This is a genomic window from Fibrobacter sp. UWB7, from assembly GCF_900142945.1.
Taxonomy (GTDB): Bacteria; Fibrobacterota; Fibrobacteria; order Fibrobacterales; family Fibrobacteraceae; genus Fibrobacter.
On sequence record NZ_FRCO01000006.1, the window covers coordinates 34,881 to 56,181 of the forward strand.

Here is a 21,301-nt window from a genome sequence, read left to right on the forward strand (position 1 = left end):
TTTCTCCTTTTTCCTAAAACACAATTCATTATGGGAATATAGTAAATGGATTTTTGGGGGCTAATGTTAAAGCCAAAAGCCTTGCACGTGGGACGTTTATTTTCTATCTTTCGCGCGCGGCGGTAAAATGCCGTCGTGAAACACCAAGTGGCTGGCTCGATGGGTAAGCTTGGGCAATATCCCGAACGGGGTATGATCGCGAGGAAAGCGGTCAAGCTTGAAGCTGAGAGGTCAGCGGCCCAAAGGAAAAACATGTCTAGAATCGTATGTAAGTTCGGTGGCTCCTCTGTCGCCGACGCAGGTCAGTTCAAAAAAATCAAGGCCATTGTCGAAAGCGACAAGAACCGCAAAGTCATCGTCGTTTCTGCTCCGGGCAAGCGTAACCCGAAAGAAACCAAACTGACCGACCTCCTCTACAGCACCTATGATCTCGCCTCCAAGGGTCTCGATTTCTCCACGCCGTGGAACCTCATCCGCCAGCGTTATGATGAAATCTGCAAGGACCTCGGTCTTGAAGACAAGCTTACCGAAGACCTCGACAGTCTCGAAGACAAGCTCAAGAACCATCCGGAATCCGTGAGCACGGACTTCCTCGTGAGCCGTGGCGAATTCCTCTGCGCACGCCTCATGGCAAAGTATCTCGGTGCAAACTTCGTCGATAGCTACCCGCTCATCACTTTCGATGACAAGTACCGCATCGCTCCGAAAACCTACGAAGAAATTGCAAAGGCTCTCGGCGACGAAAATCAGTTGTACGTCTTGCCGGGCTTCTATGGCTCTAACCTCCGTGGCGAAGTGAAGACCTTCAGCCGTGGCGGTTCTGACATCACCGGCGCTATCCTCGCGAACGGCATTGACGCTGCCAAGTACGAAAACTGGACCGACGTTTCGGGCATGCTCATGGCTGACCCGCGTATCGTCGAAAATCCGCTCCCGATTGAATACGTGAGCTACCGCGAAATTCGCGAACTCGCTTACTCCGGTGCAAGCGTGCTCCACGATGAATCCATCGCTCCGTGCCGCGCTAAGAAGATTCCTATCAACATCCGCAACACGAACCGTCCGGAAGACGCCGGCACCATCATTGGCCCGACTCCGGAAAATGCAAAGCTCCCGATTACGGGTGTTGCAGGCCGCAAGGGCTTCTCGATGATCTACATCGAAAAGTCCATGATGAACAAGGAAGTTGGCTTTGGCCGTCGCGTGCTCGCCGTTCTCGAAAGCGAAGGACTCTCCTACGAACTCTGCCCGAGCGCAATTGACTCCATGAGCATCGTCGTGGATTCCAAGGCTCTCGACGCCGTTCAGGACGTTGTCCTCGAAGACATCACGCAGCAGATGCGTCCGGACCGTATCAAGATTTTCCCGGGCATCGCTCTTATCGCTACCGTGGGTCACGGCATGACGAACAAGATCGGTGTTGCAGCAAAGCTCTTTACGGCTCTCGCAGAAAATAAGGTGAACGTCCGCATTATCGACCAGGGTTCTTCCCAGATCAACATCATCACTGGTGTTGACGAAGCCGATGCTGAAAAGGCTATCAAGGCCATCTACGCCGCCTTCGTGAAGTAATTCGCGATTGTCATCCTGAGCGAAGCCCGTAAGGGCGAAGTCGAAGGATCCAGTAACATTTCAAAGACGACTCGGAATAAAATCCGGGCCGTTTTTTGTCTATTAAATTGTATAATTTGATTATATGATTTCTTTTATCCTGAGCCTTGCCGCCCTAATCCTGGGTTACTTTTTCTATGGCCGCTTTGTGGAACGCGTGTTCGGTCCCGATGACCGTGAGACTCCCGCAGTTTCTAAAAAAGACGGGCTGGACTATATCGCACTTCCCGGTTGGAAAGTTTATACGATCCAGTTTCTGAATATTGCTGGCACGGGCCCCATCTTCGGTGGAATCATGGGGGCAAAATTCGGTCCAGTCGCTTATCTCTGGATTGTGCTTGGCTGTATTTTTGCGGGGGCAGTTCACGACTACCTGAACGGAATGTTGTCTATGCGTAACGGCGGTGCGGGAATGCCCGAACTGATTGGCAAGTATCTGGGCGACAAGACGAGGAAGGTCATGTTGTTGCTGACCGTGTTTCCTTTGGTCATTGCGGGAACGGTGTTTGTCTATTCTCCAGCGGTAATTTTGCATACGCTGGGCGGTGACGTGATGATGTGGGTGGCTATCATCTTTGTCTATTACGTGATCGCCACGATGACACCCATCGACAAAATTATTGGGAAGGTTTATCCTTTGTTTGCTATTTCGCTCCTGCTTACGGCTGGGGCGTTGATGGTGATGCTCTTTGTCAAGATGCCGCAACTGCCAGAAATTTGGTCGAACCTGCACAATATGGGGGCTAGTGCAAATCCAGGAAAATTTACGGACCATATTTTCCCTGCACTTTTCATTACTATTGCCTGTGGTGCTATTTCTGGTTTTCATGGAACGCAGACACCGATGATGGCGCGTTGCCTCGCAAGTGAGCACATGGGCCGTCGTGTGTTCTATGGGGCGATGATTACCGAAGGCGTTGTTGCTCTTGTTTGCGCTACCGTTTCCATGTGGTTTTTCTATGCAGGCCCACCGGGCTACGAACAGATTTCAGGTGCAAAGGATGGTTTCTTTACCTCGGCCCCGATGGTGGTGCATTTGGTGTGTAATGAATGGTTGGGCGTTGTAGGGGCAGTCCTTGCCGTATTAGGTGTGGTCGCGGCTCCCATTAGCAGTGGTGATACGGCATTTCGCTCCGGCCGCCTTATCGTGGCGGATTGGCTGAAAATCGATCAGCGTCCCATCCGCAATCGTCTCTACATTTGCGTACCCATGTTTGCGACGTCTATCGCCATATTGGTGTGGCAAATCAAGGTTCCCGATGGATTCAATACTATTTGGCAATACTTTGGATTTTTTAACCAAACGCTTTCTGTATTTACTCTATGGGCGATTACAGTCTATCTGGTGCAGGAACGGAAGAATTTTTGGGTGTCCCTTATTCCAGCCCTGTTTATGACCACCGTTTGTACGACATACTTCTTCGTTTCGCGCCAGACGCTTCATTTGCCCGACTGCATTGGCTATCCTTTGGGCCTTGTTTGCCTTGCCGTGGCCTGCGTGTGGTTTACCGTGTGGTATAGGAAAGTGTGCAGGGGTGGATAGCTAAAAAATCCGGGTCGTTTTTTTGTATTTTTAGAACGAGTTAATTATTTAACGAAATAGGGGAGCTATGAATCTCGCTTTACTCAGGGTTTGCACTATCGTGTTTTTTGTGAACATACTCGGTTTTATTATCAGTATGCTTTTTATGGCTGTGCATTCCGGTGAACTGGCTTCGCTATGGAATGCGCTTACGACATCGTCATTTGAAGATTTGCTTGGAACGGGTGGGCTGATGATTGCGTCGGGGGTTTTCATTCCATTGGTATTAGGAACTTTGGCGGTTGTAGCTCTTTTTGCGCTGGGGATATTTACGCTTGTCAAAAAGAATGTGAAAACCTTAAAAATATTGGCGGTGATGTTCCTTGCCTGGGTTGTGCTAAGTGCTATCGTTATTAATCACACGAATGCGGGAAATGATATAGTTAACTTGATTTTTAACGTGAACGTGGTTGTTGCGATAGCGGCGTTCTTTGTTGCCCCTAGAAAACGTGATGAAATCGGGGCTGTTGTAGATGAAAAGTTTAATTTGGGCTTGTTCCGGCTTTGCGCCATCTTTTTTACCGTAAGCGGATTGAATAGCTTGGCTCATTTTGTTTTTATACAGCCACCCATTTTTCAGCTTGCCTTCTTTGGCGTTTTTTATTTAGCGGTCGGCGTATTTGCACTTGCCAAAAAGAATGTGCCTGTTCTGATGGTGGGATCTTTAATGATGTTTGTGAAAATTTTTTGGAGCGTGATGCAAATTATTCACATAGATGGATGGAGCTTTTATATGCTTTCCATCATGCTTATCCATTCCCTTTTAAATGTGATGACTGTGATTAGCGTGGCTGTATTTTTTATTGAACCGGAACGGACCAGATGTTATTTGCAAAAGGCAAAACAAAAGTCTCTATAATCAGAGACTTTAGTTGTTCACGGGTCGTTACAACGACGGTAGGCGTATCTTTGGGTTGTGGCGTCATTTTTTCCATTTGCTGGTGTCCAGTTTGATTTTGCAGAACCATCCATTGTCGGGGAATGGGGAAACATCGAGGTATTCAGAAAGATTGCTCAAGTCGGTCACATTAGAAACGTCTAAAAAATTCAGGTCTAGAACATTGCTCAGGGTAATTGTATTTTCCTCAATAATTTTCCTTTGCATATACAAATTTGTTTTGACATATCTTTGCAGTTCCTTAAGGAGTTGGTCAAGATGTTCACGATTTTTCACGACAATTCTCTTTTGATTATCAGTATCTTCTTCTGAACAATCTAAAAAATCATGGGCTACCAACTGCATTTGAAGGTTTTCGTCACCAGTCATCGGTCCGACATGGTACTGAAAGCGACCTTTTTCAACCTGACCTTTACCTGTAAACCACTCGTCATAGGCTTGATCACACCACCAACGTATTTCAAACACCAAGCCATCCGCCGCCATCTTTTCATAGACTTTAAAGGGAGGCCTTCCAAAAGTGTAGAACCCATATTCCCCCTTCAACAATCCCTCTAATGATCGAATATCCGGCCCTTCAAGTGAGTCGTACAAAAGATCACTAGGTGTTCCCCAGTTTTCATATCGCCAGATTTCAAGTTCTCGACCAACCGGTTCGGGCTTTTCCTCTTCAGCAAAATGTCTGAAGGACCATATATCTTGCCGAGAATTATCGACCCAATTCTTGTCTGACCCGTTCTTTGCCGGTTCAGGGATAATCGTCGAAAAAGATATTTTTGTATCCACCAGAACATCACATATAAGATGTTGTTCACCTTCGCCATAGAGCTTCTTGAACTTTTCGATGTTCTCGTCGTCCATCGTGATGATGTTTAAGAATTCAATCCAATTTTCCCTGTCCATGTCTGCTCCGGTTTGCTTTTACTCGTCTTCTGGCTCTCTGCACCAAAAATCGTTTTCGGTGGGTTTTTCGTAGTCAAAACGGATTCTTTGAAAGCCGAGAGTGCTCCCTGAATCGTTCAATATTCCCATCCAAATAGGGTTCCGTCCCTTGAGCTTTATCTTGTACCAGCTTACTATGCAAGGAATTTCGCTTATTGTGTCTTGGGGAGGGACTTCAACACGTTTCGCCCATCCTTTATTGACAAGGTATTCGCCGAAATCAACATAGTCTTCTACGAAATAGCTTGAGCATAAAAATACATGATAGACCAGCTTGACGTTGGGACCTGTTACAGTGACGCTCCATGGTTGCGGCTTCAGGACAGTGTCCAAATCTAAGTTCGTGGGCTTGCCATCTACGCTGAGGTAAACTTCGCCCTTTCTGCCTGTTCCGTATGGTTTCATTGGATCTTTGCTGTAAGGTATTTCTTCGGTGTATTCCGTGTACCACTGGATTTTGGACCATGGCTCGGCTCCGACACGCATCGAGGGGACGCAATAGGATTCGCCTTGATTTTTGCATTCGGATTCTGCGATGGTGATTGTTTTTAGGAAGTCGATAAATTCCAGGTGTGCTTCCTTGTATTGCAAAGGCGGTGGTGCTTCTTGGTCGCAGGCGGCAAGGATTAGAGCGAGCGAACAGAGGAGTATCCGCTTGACAGATGCGAATGAATGTGCAAAAGATTGCGTTGCAAAAGACATGTGGCCTCACTGAACTTTTAGGAGAATGGTTCTCTTTATGTATCGTTCGGGGAGGCGAAATTGTAAACGGGAAAGTTTATTTTGGGTGGAGGTTGGATTTTTAAATATTTTTTGACAAATGCCGCCTTTTAGACGATAATACAAGAGAAGGCCAAAGGAGCATTTTATGGATGAATTCGATAGATACCAGTGCAATATTTGCAACTACGTTTACGCCCCCGAAAGCGGGGATCCGGAAGCCGGCGAAGATGCTTTGCCGGGGACTTCCTTCCATGAATTGCCCGATTACTGGGTTTGTCCCCACTGCGGAGCGGAAAAAGAAGATTTCGAGAATATCGGCTGAGTCTACGACCTTTGGGTAAAAATGAGAATTACTAGAAAAGAATTAGAAGAAAAACTAAAGGCGGCAGGTCTGACGATAGGCAGCGATACTGTTATAAACCCGCGTGACGGGTACGCAATCGGCTTCATCGAATTAAGGCAATGGAGTTTCAAGGAGCCAATCCTATACGAAATAGAAAAACTCTACTGCTCCGACGTCAATTATATATATAAAAGTACTGGTTATGGAATGTTCGACCAAATGGTGAACGAGTACGGTTACCACCGTCGCTCTGTCAAGAAAAATGACCTGGACGGTTTTATTGCTGTTTGCAAGGAATTCATCGAATGGGTCAATGCCAAGTACCCGCGCGAGGCGGTTCTGCAAAAAGAACGCGACGACAAAAAACTCCGCGAAAAGGTAAAAAAGACCGTCGCCAAACTCAAGCGGAAAACTCGCGAGAGAATCAAGGGACTTTTGTAAAAATACCGTTTTTAAATTTGTTTTCGGACTTTTTTCACAGGATTTTTAAGGAGTGATATGAGCTTACAAAAAGAAAAAATTGTTGCCCGCGATCGCGATCACCTTCGACAGATCGTTTTTGAGTCCATCGAAAAGTACGGACCGAATTGCGACTTGAATTTTATCGATGTATCGCAAGTCACGGATATGTACTGCATTTTCTCCGGACCGAACAGCGTGTTCAATGGTGATATCAGCGGTTGGGACGTGTCGAACGTTGAATCGATGAACGATATGTTCCACGGTTCCCAATTCAATGGAGACATTAGCGGCTGGAATGTCTCAAAAGTACAAGATATGTCGTATATGTTTCAAAGTTCGGCGTTTAATGGCGACATTGGAAATTGGAACGTGTCAAACGTTGGAAACATGTCATGCATGTTCCGAGATTCTCAATTTAACAGAGACATTAGTCGCTGGGATGTATCGTCCGTTTTCGATATGAGCAACATGTTTGCTCATTCACAGTTTAATGGAGACATTTCGCAGTGGAACGTTTCGAACGTTAAAATGATGATCGAGATGTTTTCGTTTTCGCGATTCATGGGAGATCTCAGCGGATGGAATTTCTCGAAAGACGTTTGCGTGTTCGATATGTTCTATGGCTCGCTCATGGAGTTGAAGGGGCTGCCTCTCGAATGGTGTAAAAATTTGGAAGAAGAGTGGCAAAAGAACCACCCCCCGGTTCACGATGAGGAGCTGGACGACGATTTGCCGTTTTAGAGGAAAATGGTAAGCGAAATAGCTGCTTCTCGTGCTGGGAGGTGGATTTTGATATAAACGAAACCTCTGATCGATAGTGATCAGAGGTGATTTTGTATTAAACGATTTTGATGATAGGAATTTAAAGATTACAACGGCCAATGGTCAGCAATTCGAGTAAAAACTTGATGTTTGTATACAATTAGACCGTCTTGTATACCATCTCGTATACCATCTTTATCGGATGATTGATATACTAGATTAGTATCCATTTCATTTACAATTTCTTTTTTAGGAAATGAATCTTCATCAATCTTATATGGTTTCACATTTTTGCAATTGTTTAGATCCCTTCTGAAAGAATCTTTATCGTCTTTATATTTGTCAGGGTTGCTAAGATTGTAGTAATTTGTATCGTATTCATACAATCCTAGGAATATATATGTATTGGGAACGCAATTTGGCAATCCTCTAAATTGCCCGAAAATTAAACGTTGTGTCGGGTCTGGCAATCTTCCCCTTAAAACGTTTAAATCGAAGAAAGGTTCGTAATGATTTCTTGGTTCTGCTCCTGGCATTTCGGTATTTGCTAACGGAGAGATAATTTCGTGAATGACCTTAGTCTTTTCTTGAATCCATTTAGCATTAAGGCAATTACTCCGTGCTTCCGCCTTTGAAACACCGTCAAATTCATTCCAACGTCCTGTTGGGAAAAAATCAATGTTGTAAAAAATATGTTTTGCAGCACCGATATTTGGATGTCTAACTTTGGGGTTATCAGGGCTGATTGGAACATGCGGTATCCAACCATTTTGTGGAAATTTAATTCCGATGTTTTCCTGCATAGCCATTTTAAGTCCTTCTGGTCCATAGAATATATCGCCAGTTTTTAGCATTTTTTCTCCTTATGAAATAGGCATAGATGCTTTAGTAAAATACGGAATTGTATTCTCACACGAAAATATATATTTATTATTGGGAAATATTGGATTAATTATGTCATTTAAATTCAAGAGGAAATAAAAAACGTTATTTAAATGATGTTCACTACCTTTCATCCACAAACATCAGCATATACAGTGGTAGCGTTAATACGCTGCCCGTATTTCCGACATTGTAATTCCCGAACTTGATAGCCTTATTGACATGATATTTTTCGGGATGGTTCAAGATTGTTTTGACACTCTTCGCATTGCCTGTTTCAGATTTGACTTCTAATAAGGTACATTCGCCTTTGTGACGGATGACGAAGTCTATTTCTAGACCAGAATCTTTGCGGAAATAAAACAGTTTTCTTCCCATTTTATAGAGAATGCTTGCGGCAAGGTTTTCAAAAATGGCGCCTTTGTATCCAAGTAGATTTCCACGTAAAATATCACCTTGCGTTCCTTGTTCAAGCATGCTGACGAACAGTCCTATGTCGTTCATATAAACTTTGAAAATGCTTTTGTCGGCATTGCCTTCTAACGGGAGCTCTGTTAAATGCAGGTTGTTGCATCGAGTTACAATTCCGGCATCTTCAATCCATTGTAGGCATTCTGCGAATTTGTTGGCGGTTCCTTTTTTTTCGATGAGCGAGTATTGGAATTTTTTGTTCTCTTTGGCGAGTTGGTTCGGAATGGAGTCGAAGCATTCTTTGATTCGAACTTTATCTGAATCAGATGCGTATTTGACCATATCGTCGCGATAAGAATTGACGATTGATTCTTGCAGTTGGAACACGCTATCCATTTGGTGTGTGTTCACGAATTCCTGCACGACTTCGGGCATGCCGCCAACGACGATGTATTGCAGTAAAAGCTGGTGCATCCTGTTATGGAGTGCTTCGGGAACAGGTGCGATTTGTTCAAAACATTCGCGGAGTTTTTTAAAGACCGGTTCCTGAATGTCGTTTGCCCAAAGAAATTCCTCGAAGTCTAGCGGATACATCGTGATGATCATTTCGGAGCCGACTGGAATAGATTTGGGGGCTTTTCCGTAGCCTTGAACTCCTAGCAAGGAGCCTGTTCCGACGACATCGTATCTGCCGTCTTCTTTGAAAAACTTTAAAGCGGTGCGAGCGTTGGGGGCGTCTTGAATTTCGTCTAGAATGATGATAGTCTTGTGTGGCAGGAATTTTGAACCGGGAATGGTTGCTCCCATTTGCATCGTAAGTGTGTCGATGTCAAGCGGCCCTTCGAAAATCTGTGCATATTCCGGATTTTTGAAAAAATTGAGATAAACCACGCTTTGGTAGTTCTTTCGAGCGAATTCCAAAACGGAGTGGGTTTTGCCGCACTGCCTGCACCCCTTTATGATGAGGGGTTTTCTAGATGGAGAACTCTTCCAATCCATAAGCTGTTTTTCAATTTTTCTCTTCAGCATTTTGGTCTCTGTGCGACTTTTTCCAACGACTTTTTTAGTATTTTGCGATTTTTTTAAGTGACTTTTAATAGTAATATAGACTTTTTCAAGCGACTTTTGCAATATGTTGAGACTTTTTCCAACGACTTTTTGTCGAAATCGCGACTTTTTCAATGGACTTTTTTGAAAAATGCCGTTTTTCGCTCAAAATTGAACATTCCGTTTTGGGGCTCATTTTGGTCTGTGTCGCATTTTTAGGCGTTTTTCTTTACATTTTCGCCCTTATTGACGATAATATAGAAGAATAAGGAGGTTGATGAACATGCCTGAAAAAATTATTGCGCGCGACCACGACCATTTGGTGCAACTCATCGAAGAAGCTATCGAAAATAAAGGCCCGAAATGCGACTTGAATTTTATCGACGTGTCGCAGGTGACCGACATGAACTGCGTGTTCTGCAATTCTGAATTCAAGGGCGATATTAGTCAATGGGACGTGTCGCACGTTACCGACATGCATGCGATGTTTGCCGCGTCCAAATTCAATGGCGACATCAGCAAATGGAACGTTTCGAACGTGACGGATATGAGCAGCATGTTCTCTCGCTCTAAATTTACGGGCGACATCAGCGGCTGGGACGTGTCGCGTGTCCAAAATATGGGCTGGATGTTCAGCAGATCCAAGTTCAATGGCGACATCGGCAAATGGAACGTGTCGCATGTGACTAGTATGACCAACATGTTCAGCGAATCCAAATTCACGGGCGATATTAGCGGTTGGGATGTGTCGAGCGTGCATGATATGAGTTGGTTGTTTGGCCGCTCTAAATTCAATGGCGATATCAGCAAGTGGAATGTGTCGCAGGTGAGCGATATGACTTCGATGTTCATTGAATCTCCTTTCTATGGCGACATCAGTGAATGGGATGTATCGAATGTGTGCGTGATGTTTGGAACGTTTGCCGAATCCAAGTTCACAGGCGACATCAGCAAATGGAATGTGGCTAATGTAATTTATATGAATGACATGTTCCGCGGGTCACAATTTAATGGTGACATCAGCGAATGGAATGTTTCGAATGTGCTGGATATGACCGGCATGTTTAAGCGTTCGCAATTCGATGGCGATATCAGCAAATGGAATGTTGATGCCGATTGTTCTTTAAAAGATATTTTTACGGGCTCGGTCTTTAAAAAGTCCGGAAAGGCAAAAGAGTGGCTTCGCTTACGTTATCTTAAGAAAATCGAAAGCTCAAAGGATTCAACTGGGAAAATAATTGCGGGGGACAGAACTCATCTTTGTGATTTGATTGAGGCGATGACGTTTCTGTATGGCAATAAATGCGATTTGAATTGTATTGATGTGTCGCAGGTGACGGATTTGGGCAACTTGTTCTATGGCTCTCGTTTCAATGGAGACGTTAGCAAGTGGGATGTGTCGAACGCCACGAATATGTACGGTATGTTCGCTGAATCCAAGTTTAATGGCGATATCAGTAAATGGAACGTCTCGAAAGTTACGGATATGGGCGAGGTGTTTTGTGAATCTCAATTCAATGGCGATATTAGTGGATGGAATGTGTCGAGTGTCCAAAATATGGCGGGCATGTTTCGGTCTTCCAAGTTTACGGGTGATATCAGCAAATGGGATGTCTCGAACGTGACGGATATGAGTTGGATGTTCTGCGAATCTCAATTCAATGGTGATATAAGTCAGTGGAATGTCTCGAATGTAACTCAAATGTGCTGCATGTTCACGCTTTCTCATTTTACGGGCGACATTAGCAAATGGGATGTATCGAATGTCAAGAATATGAGGTGCATGTTCCAGGAATCTCAATTTAATGGCGATATTGGTTCGTGGAACGTGTCCAAAGTCCGGGATATGCGTTGGATGTTCTGTGCATCTCCTTTTGATAGGGACACGAGCGGGTGGAACATTGATGACTTGTGCCTTGTCGATGGTCTTTTTGAGGATTCGGCCTTTGAAAAGAGCGGTGCCGTTAAAGATTGGATGAATGTGTTTAATCTTCGAAGAATTGAACATGCGAAAAATCCTGACGGAAAGATTGTGGCAAACGACAATGCCCATTTAAGGGAATTGATTAAAGTGATGATCGAGTTGAACGGCTTCGACTGCGATTTAAATGTGATTGATGTCTCGAACGTGACGGACATGAGCGCTATCTTCTATAAATCTCAGTTCAATGGCGATATCAGCCAATGGAACGTGTCGAATGTAACTTGTATGAATCGCATGTTTGCAGGCTCGTCTTTTGACGGCGACATCAGCCATTGGGATGTTTCCAATGTCGTGGAAATGGAAGATATGTTCTATGGCTCCACTCTGGAAACGTCTGGCAAAATCCCCGCTTGGTATAAAGAATCTTGTTTTTAAGGGGAAATATGAACCTGCAAAGAAAAAAAGTCATCGCCCGCGACCGTAATCACCTCCGACAGTTAGTTTATGAGTCCATACAAAAGAATGGCCCTAATTGCGACCTGAACTTCATTGATGTTTCTAATGTTGAAGATATGGAGGGCGTGTTTGCGGGAGCGAATAGTATTTTCAATGGTGATATTAGCCAATGGGATGTGTCCAATGTAGAATCAATGCGAGACATGTTTCACGGTTCGCAGTTTAATGGAGACATCAGCGATTGGGACGTTTCGAGAGTTTGTTATATGGACGGCATGTTCCAAAATTCTGTTTTCAATGGCGACATCAGCAATTGGAACGTGTCCTGTGTCGAATCCATGTCGGGCATGTTTGAGGATTCTCAGTTCAATGGCGATATCAGCCGTTGGAATGTGTCGTCTGTAGTGTCGATGTGGGGGCATGTTTGCCTATTCGCAGTTTAATGGCGATGTGTCACTCTGGAATGTTTCTGATGTTTGGGAATTGACCGATATGTTTGCTTATTCGCAATTCACGGGGGATGTCAGCGGATGGAACGTCGCCGATGATGTTATTTGTGTCGGAATGTTCAACGGCTCCCTTTTAGAATTGAATGGGCAAATTCCCGAATGGTATAGGGCTATTGAAGAAAAACAACGCCTTGAGAGAGAGAACCTTGACATCGAAGAAAATTCTGTCAAGGAGGAAGAATTTAATCGATCTGATGATGGTGAATTGGAGAATCTGTCGTTCTAGTGACGACCCTTGACAAATGACGTGAAATTTACTATATTACGCGACCCGTTTTTGAAGGGTTGCGTTTTTTTTTATTTAATAAAAATTGTTGTAGATAAATAAAAAATTTGAAATAGAATTTTTGTATTTGTGATTTTGTATAAAATAATTCCGTGAGAATTATTTGTTTTTTGACATGCTTGGATTTTTGAAAAACACGTTTTGTCGTGTTTAAAAATGAGGATTTTAATTATAAGGAGAAAAAATATGGTAAATACAATTAACGAAAGTTACGCTCATTTTGACGATGTTCAACTTGTGAACATGACGCAGAATGGCGATTTTGACGCTCTGTCGGAACTGTGGATCCGGCATGTGGATTTTATCAAGAAAGTCACCCTTAACCAGTATTATAAAATTCGTCCGGATTTTTCTGAGGACTTTTTGAATTCCGAAAAACTCTGGAGTTACCGTTTAGGTAGTTCTTATATTAACTTGGCTAAGGCTGCCGAAACTTATGATTCCAATTATAGCGTGCCGTTTCTTGCGTATTTCGCGATGAAGAACAAGTATGCGTTTAAGGATGAGAAGTCGTTTAATACCGAGATGTCGATGAGGAACTCTTATTGTGAGAATTATGATAGTTATGAGTTCCGAGATCAAGATGATGATATGACGGAAATCGTGAACTCCATTGAAAAATGTCTTAGTGGAAATGAAAGGCTTCGAGCATTCTTTAAAAAGTATGTAGCGACGTTTGACGAGCTTGGCTATGTCAGCCAAACAGACATGGCGAAGGTTATGGGAATTTCACGTCAGATGATTAATACAAATTTCAAGAAGATTCGCTTTATCGCCGAAGAAAATGGTCTGGAAAAAGAATTTGCGGATTTCCTCTCCGCTCAAGATGAGGCTCAGAATTATATTCAAAAGCCGTATTCGAGCGAATGCTATTCGTAATATGTGTCCAATGTGACGGAAATGCAAGACATGTTCAAAAACTCTGCTTTGGGAGAGGCTGGTAAACTTCCGACTTGGAAAAAAGACTAACCCTTTCAAAATGGGTTGAAAAACTTACAATTAATTTTGTTAAATTGTTTTAAAAGGAAACAATTCTTTGATAGGAATAATATGAAAAAAGAAGAATTTAGAGCATGGCTAGAAAATGCAGGATATGATGAGAGAACGATTAATTCGCGTATAGCAAACTGTTCGACTATTTGCTCTTATGAGGGCGATATAGATGAACATTATGACGAAGATGAATGTGCCGAATTGTTAAGGCGACTTTCATATTCAAAAGATGATGAACGTGCTGGGCATCCGGCTAGACATAGTGTTCCAATCAAAAAAAATATATATGATGGTACAGCGACCTTAAGATCTGCATTAAATCGCTATATTGAATTTCGCAATGGTGGGGCTCGTGAAGTGCGGGCTGTGGCGCAAGCTGCACGAGCTGTGGTGCATGCTGCTAGACGTGCTCGTCCATGGCCTGATTGGGATATGCCTGCTGAAGATGAATGTTATCAATTCGCAAAGGCGACAACTAAATATTTAAGATTCTTGTCTCCCGAAATAATTGAAGCCGTTGTTCGGGACAATGAAGAAAACCGAGATATGTTTTGTGAGTATCTTAATGAAGCGGGAATAGTCCCGGAGCTCTATTTATGGGAAAAATCTCCTTGTTGTTTTCCAGGTATTCGTAGAACCGCCGGCAGTGAGGAAGTTTCTGCTTTACGAGGTCATGTTGAAATGCCAAAATTTGAAGATGCAATTGGAATAGATGACAACGATTACCCGAAGCATTTATGGTCTTTTATTTTTAGAGGAAAACAGTTTAGTAAATTTGGTCCAGGTGGGTATAGCTTAGCTCATTTGGTTGACCACAAAAAAGAAAAAAATAGAATGGCCGATGAGTTTATTTTTAGTCGCGGTCATGAATTTCAAAAGCCATTTTATGGTTTATATTCTTGTCCGTCCAATACCGTTTATACGCCGACAAATTTGATCAGACTGACTGATTTTAATGGTGCTATTAGAAATATGTTGTTCCGCAAGGCGGAATCTTTATACAAAGGTGTTTGCAACATCGTTCCGCCTTATGCTAAAATCAAAAAAAATGAAGATCCTCGATGGGACTTGGACAAATTTGAATGGGCTGAACCTGTCGGGACTTTGGAAAATATGGAAGCTTTCCTTACTGATAGGCGAAAGAAAATAGAAAAGATGCTTGAAAAAATACACCAAAAAAGCTAATGGAGATGATTCAATAAAATATTTGGATTGATATTTCCTTGCCCCTTTACACATCCCACTCCTTTACCGATATATAGGGGTGGGTTTATTGTATCTAAATCATCGTCAAAAAAAGGAGCGTTCATGAACAACAACTCTCAAAACTTCCATTTCGAAATCAAAAACGGTTGTATCGTCTATAAAGAAGGCTCAGACGTTGTTTTGTTAGATACGGGTAGTCAGCAGACAATTAACGTTGCGAACGATCACTTGCACATTTTTCCAAAAATTCATGAATTTGTAGATTCGTCTATTACGATACTGAAAGGCATGAACACGATGTCTCACCGCAAGATCCTTGTAGATTACTTGAATAACGAAATCTTTATAAACGGCATCCCGGAAATCGCATCCCCCATTGCAAGGTTCGAAATCGATTTACGGGACCTTTGGCCGACGATTCAAATCAGTATCGACGGGCAGATGCATCGTATGCTTTTGGATACCGGGGCTCGCACGAGTTATTTGTTTACGCCTTATGTGAATGTAGGAAATCCTGTTGGCGAAATTGACGATTTTTTCATTGGCGAACCGAGTTTGTTCAAAGTCAAGCTTTTTGAGCATCGCGTTAATGTCGGAAATCAGTTTGTTTGCATGAATTTTGCTCCACCTACGGAATCCATAGCAAATACTTTGGTTTATCTCGGTGTAGATGGTATTATCGGCTATGAGTTTTTCCGCAATTTCAAGGTGCTATTTGATTTCGAGAGAAGACGATTCGTTGTCGGAAGGTAACTTTCCTTCTTGATTATACACTCCCCACTCCTTTTTCCGATATATAGGGGTGGGTTTATTGTATCTACAGCTCCCTTTTATGGATGGATTTTTGAGGGATTCATTTTTTTTACCCAAATAATGTATATATAAAGAAGATAATGAAGATTTTGCGTTGTTCATACGCAAAAGGAAAAATATGTCAGAAAAAGTTATTGCCCGCGACAGCGAACACCTAAAGCAACTCATCAAAGAAACCATAGAACAAGAAGGTTCAAATTGTGATTTGAACTTTATCGACGTATCGCAGGTGACGGACATGTCGGATTTGTTCAGTTGGTCCCCATTCAACGGAGACATCAGCCGATGGAATGTCTCAAATGTGACCAATATGGCATGGATGTTCTACAAATCCAAATTTAATGGAGATATCAGCAAGTGGGATGTTTCCAATGTAACTGATATGTCACGGATGTTCGATAGCTCCAAGTTCAACGGTGACATTAGCAAATGGGACGTGTCTAATGTGACGGACATGTCGTATTTGTTCAGTGGTTCCCAATTCAACGGAAACATTAGCAAATGGAATATATCTGTCAATGCTAATGTTGCTAAAATATTCGAAGGTGTTGAAATTAATCAGCCAAAAGATAATTTGGATGCTATTCAGAACTTGTATCAAAAGGTTTTAGATTCATTGAAAAATTCGTCGGGTAGGCTTGTTGCGGTTGACAAAGATCACTTAAAGCGGATTGTCAACGCCGCCATTGCTCGTTATGGTTGTGATTGTGACCTAAATTTTGTTGACGTGTCTCATGTGACCGATATGTCGAACTTGTTCGATGGTTCCCTGTTCAACGGTGACATCAGCCAGTGGGATGTGTCCAATGTGACTAACATGTCATCGATGTTTAGCAATTCCCAATTCAACGGTGACATCAGCCAGTGGGATGTGTCTAATGTGACTAACATGTCATCAATGTTCAGCTGGTCCCAGTTCAACGGCGACATCTGTCAGTGGAATGTATCCAATGTGACCAATATGCATTGGATGTTTTCTGGTTCCGAGCTTAACTGCGACATCAGCAAATGGAACGTGTCCAATGTGACTAACATGTCATCGATGTTTAGCAATTCCCAATTCAATGGCGACATAAGTCAGTGGGATGTGTCCAATGTGACCGATATGTCAGAAATGTTCAAGAGTTCCCAGTTTAACGGAGACATTGGCAAATGGAACATATCTGCCAATGCTAACGTTGCTGGAATATTTGAAGGAGTTGAAAATAATCAGCCAAAAGATAATTTAGATGCTATTCAGAACCTATATCAAAAATTTTTAGATTCAGCGAAGGATTCGTCGGGTAGAGTTATTGCGGTTGACAACGCTCATTTAAAACGAATTGTCCACGCTGCCATTGTTCGTTATGGCAGTAACTGCGACCTAAATTTTGTAGATGTGTCTCAAGTGACAGATTTGTCGGATATATTTTCTGACTCCCAATATAACGACAACATAGACAACTCCCAGTTCAACGGCGATATCAGCAGGTGGAACGTGTCCAATGTGACTAACATGTCATCGATGTTTTGCAATTCCCAATTCAATGGCGACATAAGTCAGTGGAACGTGTCCAATGTGACTAACATGTCATCGATGTTTTGCAATTCCCAATTCAATGGCAACATAAGTCAGTGGAACGTGTCCAATGTGACCGATATGTCGTGGATGTTCTATGATTCTAAATTCAACGGTGACATCAGCAAGTGGAATGTGTCAAAAGTCCAAAAGATGGACTATATGTTTGCATATTCCATGTTTGCCGGTAACATCAGTCAGTGGAATGTATCCAATGTGACAGATATGAGCGAGATGTTCTGCGATTCCCAATTCAACGGGGACATCAGCAAGTGGAATATATCTGACAATGCAAATGTTATTGGAATATTCAATGGTGTTCAAAATAATCAGTCAAAAGATAACTTGGATGTTGTTTGGGGTACATATCACAAGATATTAGATTCAGCAAAAACTTCTTCAAGTAGGCTTATTGCAGTTGATAAAGATCACTTAAATGATATTATAAATGCTGCTATTGCTTATTATGGCTGTAATTGTGACTTGAATTTTATTGACGTTTCCATGGTGACGGATATGTCGTTTATGTTCAGCAACTCTCAATTCAACGGAGACATCAGCAAGTGGAACGTATCCAATGTAACCAATATGTCATGCATGTTCAGCGTATCCGAATTCAATGGAGACATCAGCAAGTGGGATGTGTCCAACGTGACCGATATGCATAATATGTTCAGAAGTTCCAAATTCAATGGGGACATTAGCCAATGGAACGTGTCTAAGGAAACCGATGTGATCCATATGTTTAGTGATTCTCCCCTTGAGAATCGCACTCCAGAATGGTATAATCTCAAAGTCACAGCCCGCGACCGCGAACATCTGATTGAACTCATCGAACTTGCCGTTGGACATGATGGTGAAAATTGCGATCTGAATTTTATTGATGTTTCACATGTGACCGATATGCATGAATTGTTCAGGGGCTCTAAATTCAACGGCGACATAAGCAAATGGAACGTGTCCAATGTGACCGATATGAGCAAGATGTTCTGTTTTTCCGAATTCAACGGCGATATAAGCAAGTGGAATATATCTGCCAATGCTAACATTGCTGGAATATTTAAAGGTGTTGAAAAAAAACAGCCAAAAGATAATTTGGATGCTGTTCAGAACCAATATCACAAGATTTTAGATTCAGCAAAAGATTCAACGGGTAAGCTTGTCGCGGTTGACAAAGATCACCTAAAGGAGATTATAAATGCCGCTATTGCTCATTACGGCAGTAACTGTGACCTAAATTTTGTCGATGTTTCTCATGTGACAGATATGTCATATATGTTCTCTCATTCCCAATTCAATGGAGACATTAGCAACTGGAATGTATCGAATGTGACCAATATGGCATGGATGTTCAACGGTTCCAAATTCAACGGCGACATCAGTAAATGGGATGTGTCAAATGTAACGGATATGTCACGGATGTTCGATAGTTCCAAGTTCAACGGTGACATTAGCAAATGGGACGTGTCTAATGTGACGGACATGTCGTATTTGTTCAGTGGTTCCCAATTCAACGGAGATATCAGCAAATGGAATATATCTGACAAAGCAGATGTCAAAAAAATATTCGAAAATGTTGAAAATAATCAGCCAAAAGATAATTTGGATGCTGTTCAGAACCTATATCAAAAGATTTTAGATTCAGCGAAGGATTCGTCGGGTAAACTTGTTGCAAATGATAAGTACCACTTAAAACAGATTGTAAAGGCCGCCATTGTTTGCTATGGCAGTAACTGTGACCTGAATTTTATCGATGTATCTCGTGTGACGGATATGTCGTTTATGTTCTCTCATTCACCATTCAACGGTGACATCAGCAAGTGGGATGTGTCCAACGTGACAGATATGTCATATATGTTCTGGAGTTCCGAATTCAACGGCGACATCAGTCAGTGGGATGTGTCCAACGTGACCAATATGTCAAAGATGTTCTGTTTTTCCGAATTCAACGGCGACATAAGCCAGTGGGATGTGTCCAATGTGACAAATATGTCTGAGATGTTCTTGAGTTCCCGATTCAACGGCGATATCAGCAAGTGGAATATATCTGTCAATGCTAACGTTGATGGAATATTTGGAAATGTTGAAGATAAACAGCCAAAAGAAAATTTGGATGCTATTCAGAATCTGAAGCAAAAGATTTTAGATTCAACGAAAGATTCGTCGAGTAAACTTATTGCAATTGACAAAGGTCACTTAAAATGGATTGTAAACGTCGCTATCGCTAGTTACGGCAGTGACTGCGACCTAAATTTTATCGATGTATCTTGTGTGACAGATATGTCGAACTTGTTCGATGGTTCCCGATTCAATGGTGACATCAGCAAGTGGAATGTGTCCAATGTGACAAATATGTCTGAGATGTTCTGTTTATCCAAATTCAACGGCGACATAAGCCAGTGGGATGTGTCCAATGTGACAAATATGAATCATATGTTCTCTCATTCATCATTCAACGGCGATATCAGCAAGTGGAATGTGTCCAACGTGACAAATATGTCTGAGATGTTCTTGAGTTCCCGATTCAACGGCGACATAAGCCAGTGGGATGTGTCCAATGTGACAAATATGAATCATATGTTCTGGAATTCCCAATTCAACGGCGACATAAGCGAGTGGAATGTGTCCAACGTGACCGATATGAGTCATATGTTCTGGAGTTCCCAATTCAACGGCGACATCAGTCAGTGGAATGTATCGCATGTGACCAACATGGAAGGCATGTTCTGGAATTCCCAATTCAACGGCGACATAAGCAAATGGAACGTGTCCAATGTGACAAATATGAATCATATGTTCTCTCATTCATCATTCAACGGTGATATCAGCAAGTGGAATGTATCGCATGTGACCAACATGGAACATATGTTCTGGAGTTCCCAATTCAACGGTGACATCAGTCAGTGGAATGTATCGCATGTGACCAATATGGAACATATGTTCGATAGTTCCCGATTCAACGGCGATATCAGCCAGTGGAATGTGTCTAACGTGACTAATATGTATGCAATGTTCAATGAATCCGATTTCAATGGCGATATCAGCAAATGGAACGTGTCCAACGTGACTGATATGCGGAGAATGTTCGCTGATTCTCCCCTTGAAGATAATCCGCCAGAATGGTATAAGAGGTTCAAAATTGTTGCCCGCGACCGTAGGCACCTGATAGAACTCATTGAAGAAGCTATTTGTTATGATGAGGAGGGCTATTGTTGCGACTTGAATTTTATCGATGTATCGCAAGTGACGGACATGAGTGACTTATTCACTACTTCTAGTAGTTATGAATATGAATTGGATCAATTCAACGGCGACATAAGCCAGTGGGATGTGTCCAATGTTACTAATATGTCAGGAATGTTTGCAGGATCCGAATTCAATGGCGACATCAGCCAGTGGGATGTGTCCAACGTGACTGATATGCGGAGAATGTTCGCTGATTCTCCCCTTGAAGATAATCCGCCAGAATGGTATAAGAGGTTCAAAATTGTTGCCCGCGACCGTAGGCACCTGATAGAACTCATTGAAGATGCTATTGCTGACGAGGGCGATTATTGCGACCTGAATTTTATCGATGTATCGCAAGTGACGGACATGAGTGACTTATTCACTACTTCTAGTAGTTATGAATATGAATTGGATCAATTCAACGGCGACATCAGCCAGTGGGATGTGTCCAATGTTACTAATATGTCAGGAATGTTTGCAGGATCCGAATTCAATGGAGACATTAGCCAGTGGGATGTGTCCAACGTGACCAATATGTCAGGAATGTTCAATGATTCTCCCCTTGAAGATAATCCGCCAAAGTGGTATAAAGATAAAGGTTTTTAGGAGTATGTTAATGCCCTTGCAAACTGTAGGGCATTTACCTTTTTTTTGAAATAATATAT

Annotated in this window: 17 protein-coding genes; 13 read left to right on the forward strand and 4 right to left on the reverse strand. The window is 42.5% G+C overall.

Annotated elements, in window-relative coordinates; all coding sequences use genetic code 11:
* Positions 1–252: 252 nt before the first annotated feature.
* The 3 genes from BUC30_RS13640 (at position 253) to BUC30_RS13650 (ending at position 4,052) form a co-directional block, all read left to right on the forward strand.
* Positions 253–1,572: an aspartate kinase gene (locus BUC30_RS13640; RefSeq protein WP_073442697.1), complete on the forward strand. Its 1,320-nt coding sequence runs from the start codon at positions 253–255 to the stop codon at positions 1,570–1,572.
* Between the two features lie 124 nt (positions 1,573–1,696).
* The gene (locus BUC30_RS13645) at positions 1,697–3,154 is read left to right on the forward strand and encodes a carbon starvation CstA family protein (RefSeq protein ID WP_073442699.1); all 1,458 of its coding nucleotides are present in this window, start codon (positions 1,697–1,699) and stop codon (positions 3,152–3,154) included.
* A gap of 67 nt (positions 3,155–3,221) precedes the next feature.
* Complete coding sequence (locus BUC30_RS13650; RefSeq protein ID WP_073442701.1) at positions 3,222–4,052, forward strand: hypothetical protein; 831 nt, start codon at positions 3,222–3,224, stop codon at positions 4,050–4,052.
* Between the two features lie 63 nt (positions 4,053–4,115).
* On the opposite strand, the gene BUC30_RS13655 is transcribed toward BUC30_RS13650, so the two are convergent.
* Together BUC30_RS13655 and BUC30_RS13660 are read right to left on the reverse strand one after the other, a co-directional pair.
* The gene (locus BUC30_RS13655; protein WP_073442703.1) at positions 4,116–4,994 is read right to left on the reverse strand and encodes a hypothetical protein; all 879 of its coding nucleotides are present in this window, start codon (positions 4,992–4,994) and stop codon (positions 4,116–4,118) included.
* Positions 4,995–5,012: 18 nt separating this feature from the next.
* Positions 5,013–5,735 (reverse strand): hypothetical protein, encoded by a 723-nt coding sequence (locus BUC30_RS13660; RefSeq protein ID WP_073442705.1) that lies wholly within the window; start codon positions 5,733–5,735, stop codon positions 5,013–5,015.
* A 166-nt stretch (positions 5,736–5,901) separates the two neighbouring features.
* Between BUC30_RS13660 and BUC30_RS13665 the strand changes: the two genes are divergently transcribed.
* From BUC30_RS13665 to BUC30_RS13675, 3 genes are read left to right on the forward strand one after another with little or no spacing between them, the layout of a single operon-like run.
* Complete coding sequence (locus BUC30_RS13665; RefSeq protein ID WP_073442707.1) at positions 5,902–6,078, forward strand: rubredoxin; 177 nt, start codon at positions 5,902–5,904, stop codon at positions 6,076–6,078.
* A 21-nt stretch (positions 6,079–6,099) separates the two neighbouring features.
* The gene (locus BUC30_RS13670; protein WP_073442709.1) at positions 6,100–6,540 is read left to right on the forward strand and encodes a hypothetical protein; all 441 of its coding nucleotides are present in this window, start codon (positions 6,100–6,102) and stop codon (positions 6,538–6,540) included.
* 57 nt (positions 6,541–6,597) lie between these two features.
* Complete coding sequence (locus tag BUC30_RS13675; RefSeq protein WP_073442711.1) at positions 6,598–7,302, forward strand: BspA family leucine-rich repeat surface protein; 705 nt, start codon at positions 6,598–6,600, stop codon at positions 7,300–7,302.
* A 128-nt stretch (positions 7,303–7,430) separates the two neighbouring features.
* On the opposite strand, the gene BUC30_RS13680 is transcribed toward BUC30_RS13675, so the two are convergent.
* Together BUC30_RS13680 and BUC30_RS13685 are read right to left on the reverse strand one after the other, a co-directional pair.
* The gene (locus tag BUC30_RS13680; protein ID WP_073442713.1) at positions 7,431–8,177 is read right to left on the reverse strand and encodes a hypothetical protein; all 747 of its coding nucleotides are present in this window, start codon (positions 8,175–8,177) and stop codon (positions 7,431–7,433) included.
* 151 nt (positions 8,178–8,328) lie between these two features.
* Positions 8,329–9,798 (reverse strand): ATP-binding protein, encoded by a 1,470-nt coding sequence (locus BUC30_RS13685; RefSeq protein WP_211518023.1) that lies wholly within the window; start codon positions 9,796–9,798, stop codon positions 8,329–8,331.
* A 148-nt stretch (positions 9,799–9,946) separates the two neighbouring features.
* On the opposite strand from BUC30_RS13685, the gene BUC30_RS16365 reads away from it, so the two are divergent.
* The 7 genes from BUC30_RS16365 to BUC30_RS16380 all read left to right on the forward strand — a co-directional run bounded on the left by BUC30_RS16365 (position 9,947) and on the right by BUC30_RS16380 (position 21,242).
* Positions 9,947–12,022, forward strand: coding sequence for a BspA family leucine-rich repeat surface protein (locus BUC30_RS16365; RefSeq protein WP_170861548.1), 2,076 nt, complete (start codon positions 9,947–9,949; stop codon positions 12,020–12,022).
* Positions 12,023–12,030: 8 nt separating this feature from the next.
* Positions 12,031–12,486, forward strand: coding sequence for a BspA family leucine-rich repeat surface protein (locus tag BUC30_RS16370; RefSeq protein WP_244536656.1), 456 nt, complete (start codon positions 12,031–12,033; stop codon positions 12,484–12,486).
* A complete protein-coding gene (locus BUC30_RS16375; RefSeq protein WP_244536657.1) occupies positions 12,464–12,778 on the forward strand; it encodes a BspA family leucine-rich repeat surface protein in 315 nt (104 codons plus the stop codon). Before BUC30_RS16370 ends, BUC30_RS16375 begins: the two co-directional genes overlap by 23 nt.
* A gap of 246 nt (positions 12,779–13,024) precedes the next feature.
* Positions 13,025–13,717 carry a sigma-70 RNA polymerase sigma factor region 4 domain-containing protein gene (locus tag BUC30_RS13700; protein WP_073442717.1) on the forward strand — a complete coding sequence of 231 codons (693 nt, stop codon included), beginning with the start codon at positions 13,025–13,027 and terminating at the stop codon, positions 13,715–13,717.
* A 171-nt stretch (positions 13,718–13,888) separates the two neighbouring features.
* Positions 13,889–15,016, forward strand: a complete 1,128-nt coding sequence (locus BUC30_RS13705; protein WP_073442719.1) for a hypothetical protein — start codon at positions 13,889–13,891, stop codon at positions 15,014–15,016.
* A gap of 123 nt (positions 15,017–15,139) precedes the next feature.
* A complete protein-coding gene (locus tag BUC30_RS13710) occupies positions 15,140–15,790 on the forward strand; it encodes a hypothetical protein (RefSeq protein ID WP_073442721.1) in 651 nt (216 codons plus the stop codon).
* 178 nt (positions 15,791–15,968) lie between these two features.
* Positions 15,969–21,242, forward strand: a complete 5,274-nt coding sequence (locus BUC30_RS16380; RefSeq protein WP_073442723.1) for a BspA family leucine-rich repeat surface protein — start codon at positions 15,969–15,971, stop codon at positions 21,240–21,242.
* Positions 21,243–21,301 lie beyond the last annotated feature (59 nt).

What these genes read in the sequence shown, in the direction of transcription:
- BUC30_RS13640 (WP_073442697.1), top strand. Translation starts at nt 253, where the DNA reads ATGTCTAGAATCGTATGTAAGTTCGGTGGCTCCTCTGTCGCCGACGCA.
- BUC30_RS13645 (WP_073442699.1), top strand. Translation starts at nt 1,697, where the DNA reads ATGATTTCTTTTATCCTGAGCCTTGCCGCCCTAATCCTGGGTTACTTT.
- BUC30_RS13650 (WP_073442701.1), top strand. Translation starts at nt 3,222, where the DNA reads ATGAATCTCGCTTTACTCAGGGTTTGCACTATCGTGTTTTTTGTGAAC.
- BUC30_RS13655 (WP_073442703.1), bottom strand. Translation starts at nt 4,994, where the DNA reads ATGGACAGGGAAAATTGGATTGAATTCTTAAACATCATCACGATGGAC.
- BUC30_RS13660 (WP_073442705.1), bottom strand. Translation starts at nt 5,735, where the DNA reads ATGTCTTTTGCAACGCAATCTTTTGCACATTCATTCGCATCTGTCAAG.
- BUC30_RS13665 (WP_073442707.1), top strand. Translation starts at nt 5,902, where the DNA reads ATGGATGAATTCGATAGATACCAGTGCAATATTTGCAACTACGTTTAC.
- BUC30_RS13670 (WP_073442709.1), top strand. Translation starts at nt 6,100, where the DNA reads ATGAGAATTACTAGAAAAGAATTAGAAGAAAAACTAAAGGCGGCAGGT.
- BUC30_RS13675 (WP_073442711.1), top strand. Translation starts at nt 6,598, where the DNA reads ATGAGCTTACAAAAAGAAAAAATTGTTGCCCGCGATCGCGATCACCTT.
- BUC30_RS13680 (WP_073442713.1), bottom strand. Translation starts at nt 8,177, where the DNA reads ATGCTAAAAACTGGCGATATATTCTATGGACCAGAAGGACTTAAAATG.
- BUC30_RS16365 (WP_170861548.1), top strand. Translation starts at nt 9,947, where the DNA reads ATGCCTGAAAAAATTATTGCGCGCGACCACGACCATTTGGTGCAACTC.
- BUC30_RS16370 (WP_244536656.1), top strand. Translation starts at nt 12,031, where the DNA reads ATGAACCTGCAAAGAAAAAAAGTCATCGCCCGCGACCGTAATCACCTC.
- BUC30_RS16375 (WP_244536657.1), top strand. Translation starts at nt 12,464, where the DNA reads ATGTTTGCCTATTCGCAGTTTAATGGCGATGTGTCACTCTGGAATGTT.
- BUC30_RS13700 (WP_073442717.1), top strand. Translation starts at nt 13,025, where the DNA reads ATGGTAAATACAATTAACGAAAGTTACGCTCATTTTGACGATGTTCAA.
- BUC30_RS13705 (WP_073442719.1), top strand. Translation starts at nt 13,889, where the DNA reads ATGAAAAAAGAAGAATTTAGAGCATGGCTAGAAAATGCAGGATATGAT.
- BUC30_RS13710 (WP_073442721.1), top strand. Translation starts at nt 15,140, where the DNA reads ATGAACAACAACTCTCAAAACTTCCATTTCGAAATCAAAAACGGTTGT.
- BUC30_RS16380 (WP_073442723.1), top strand. Translation starts at nt 15,969, where the DNA reads ATGTCAGAAAAAGTTATTGCCCGCGACAGCGAACACCTAAAGCAACTC.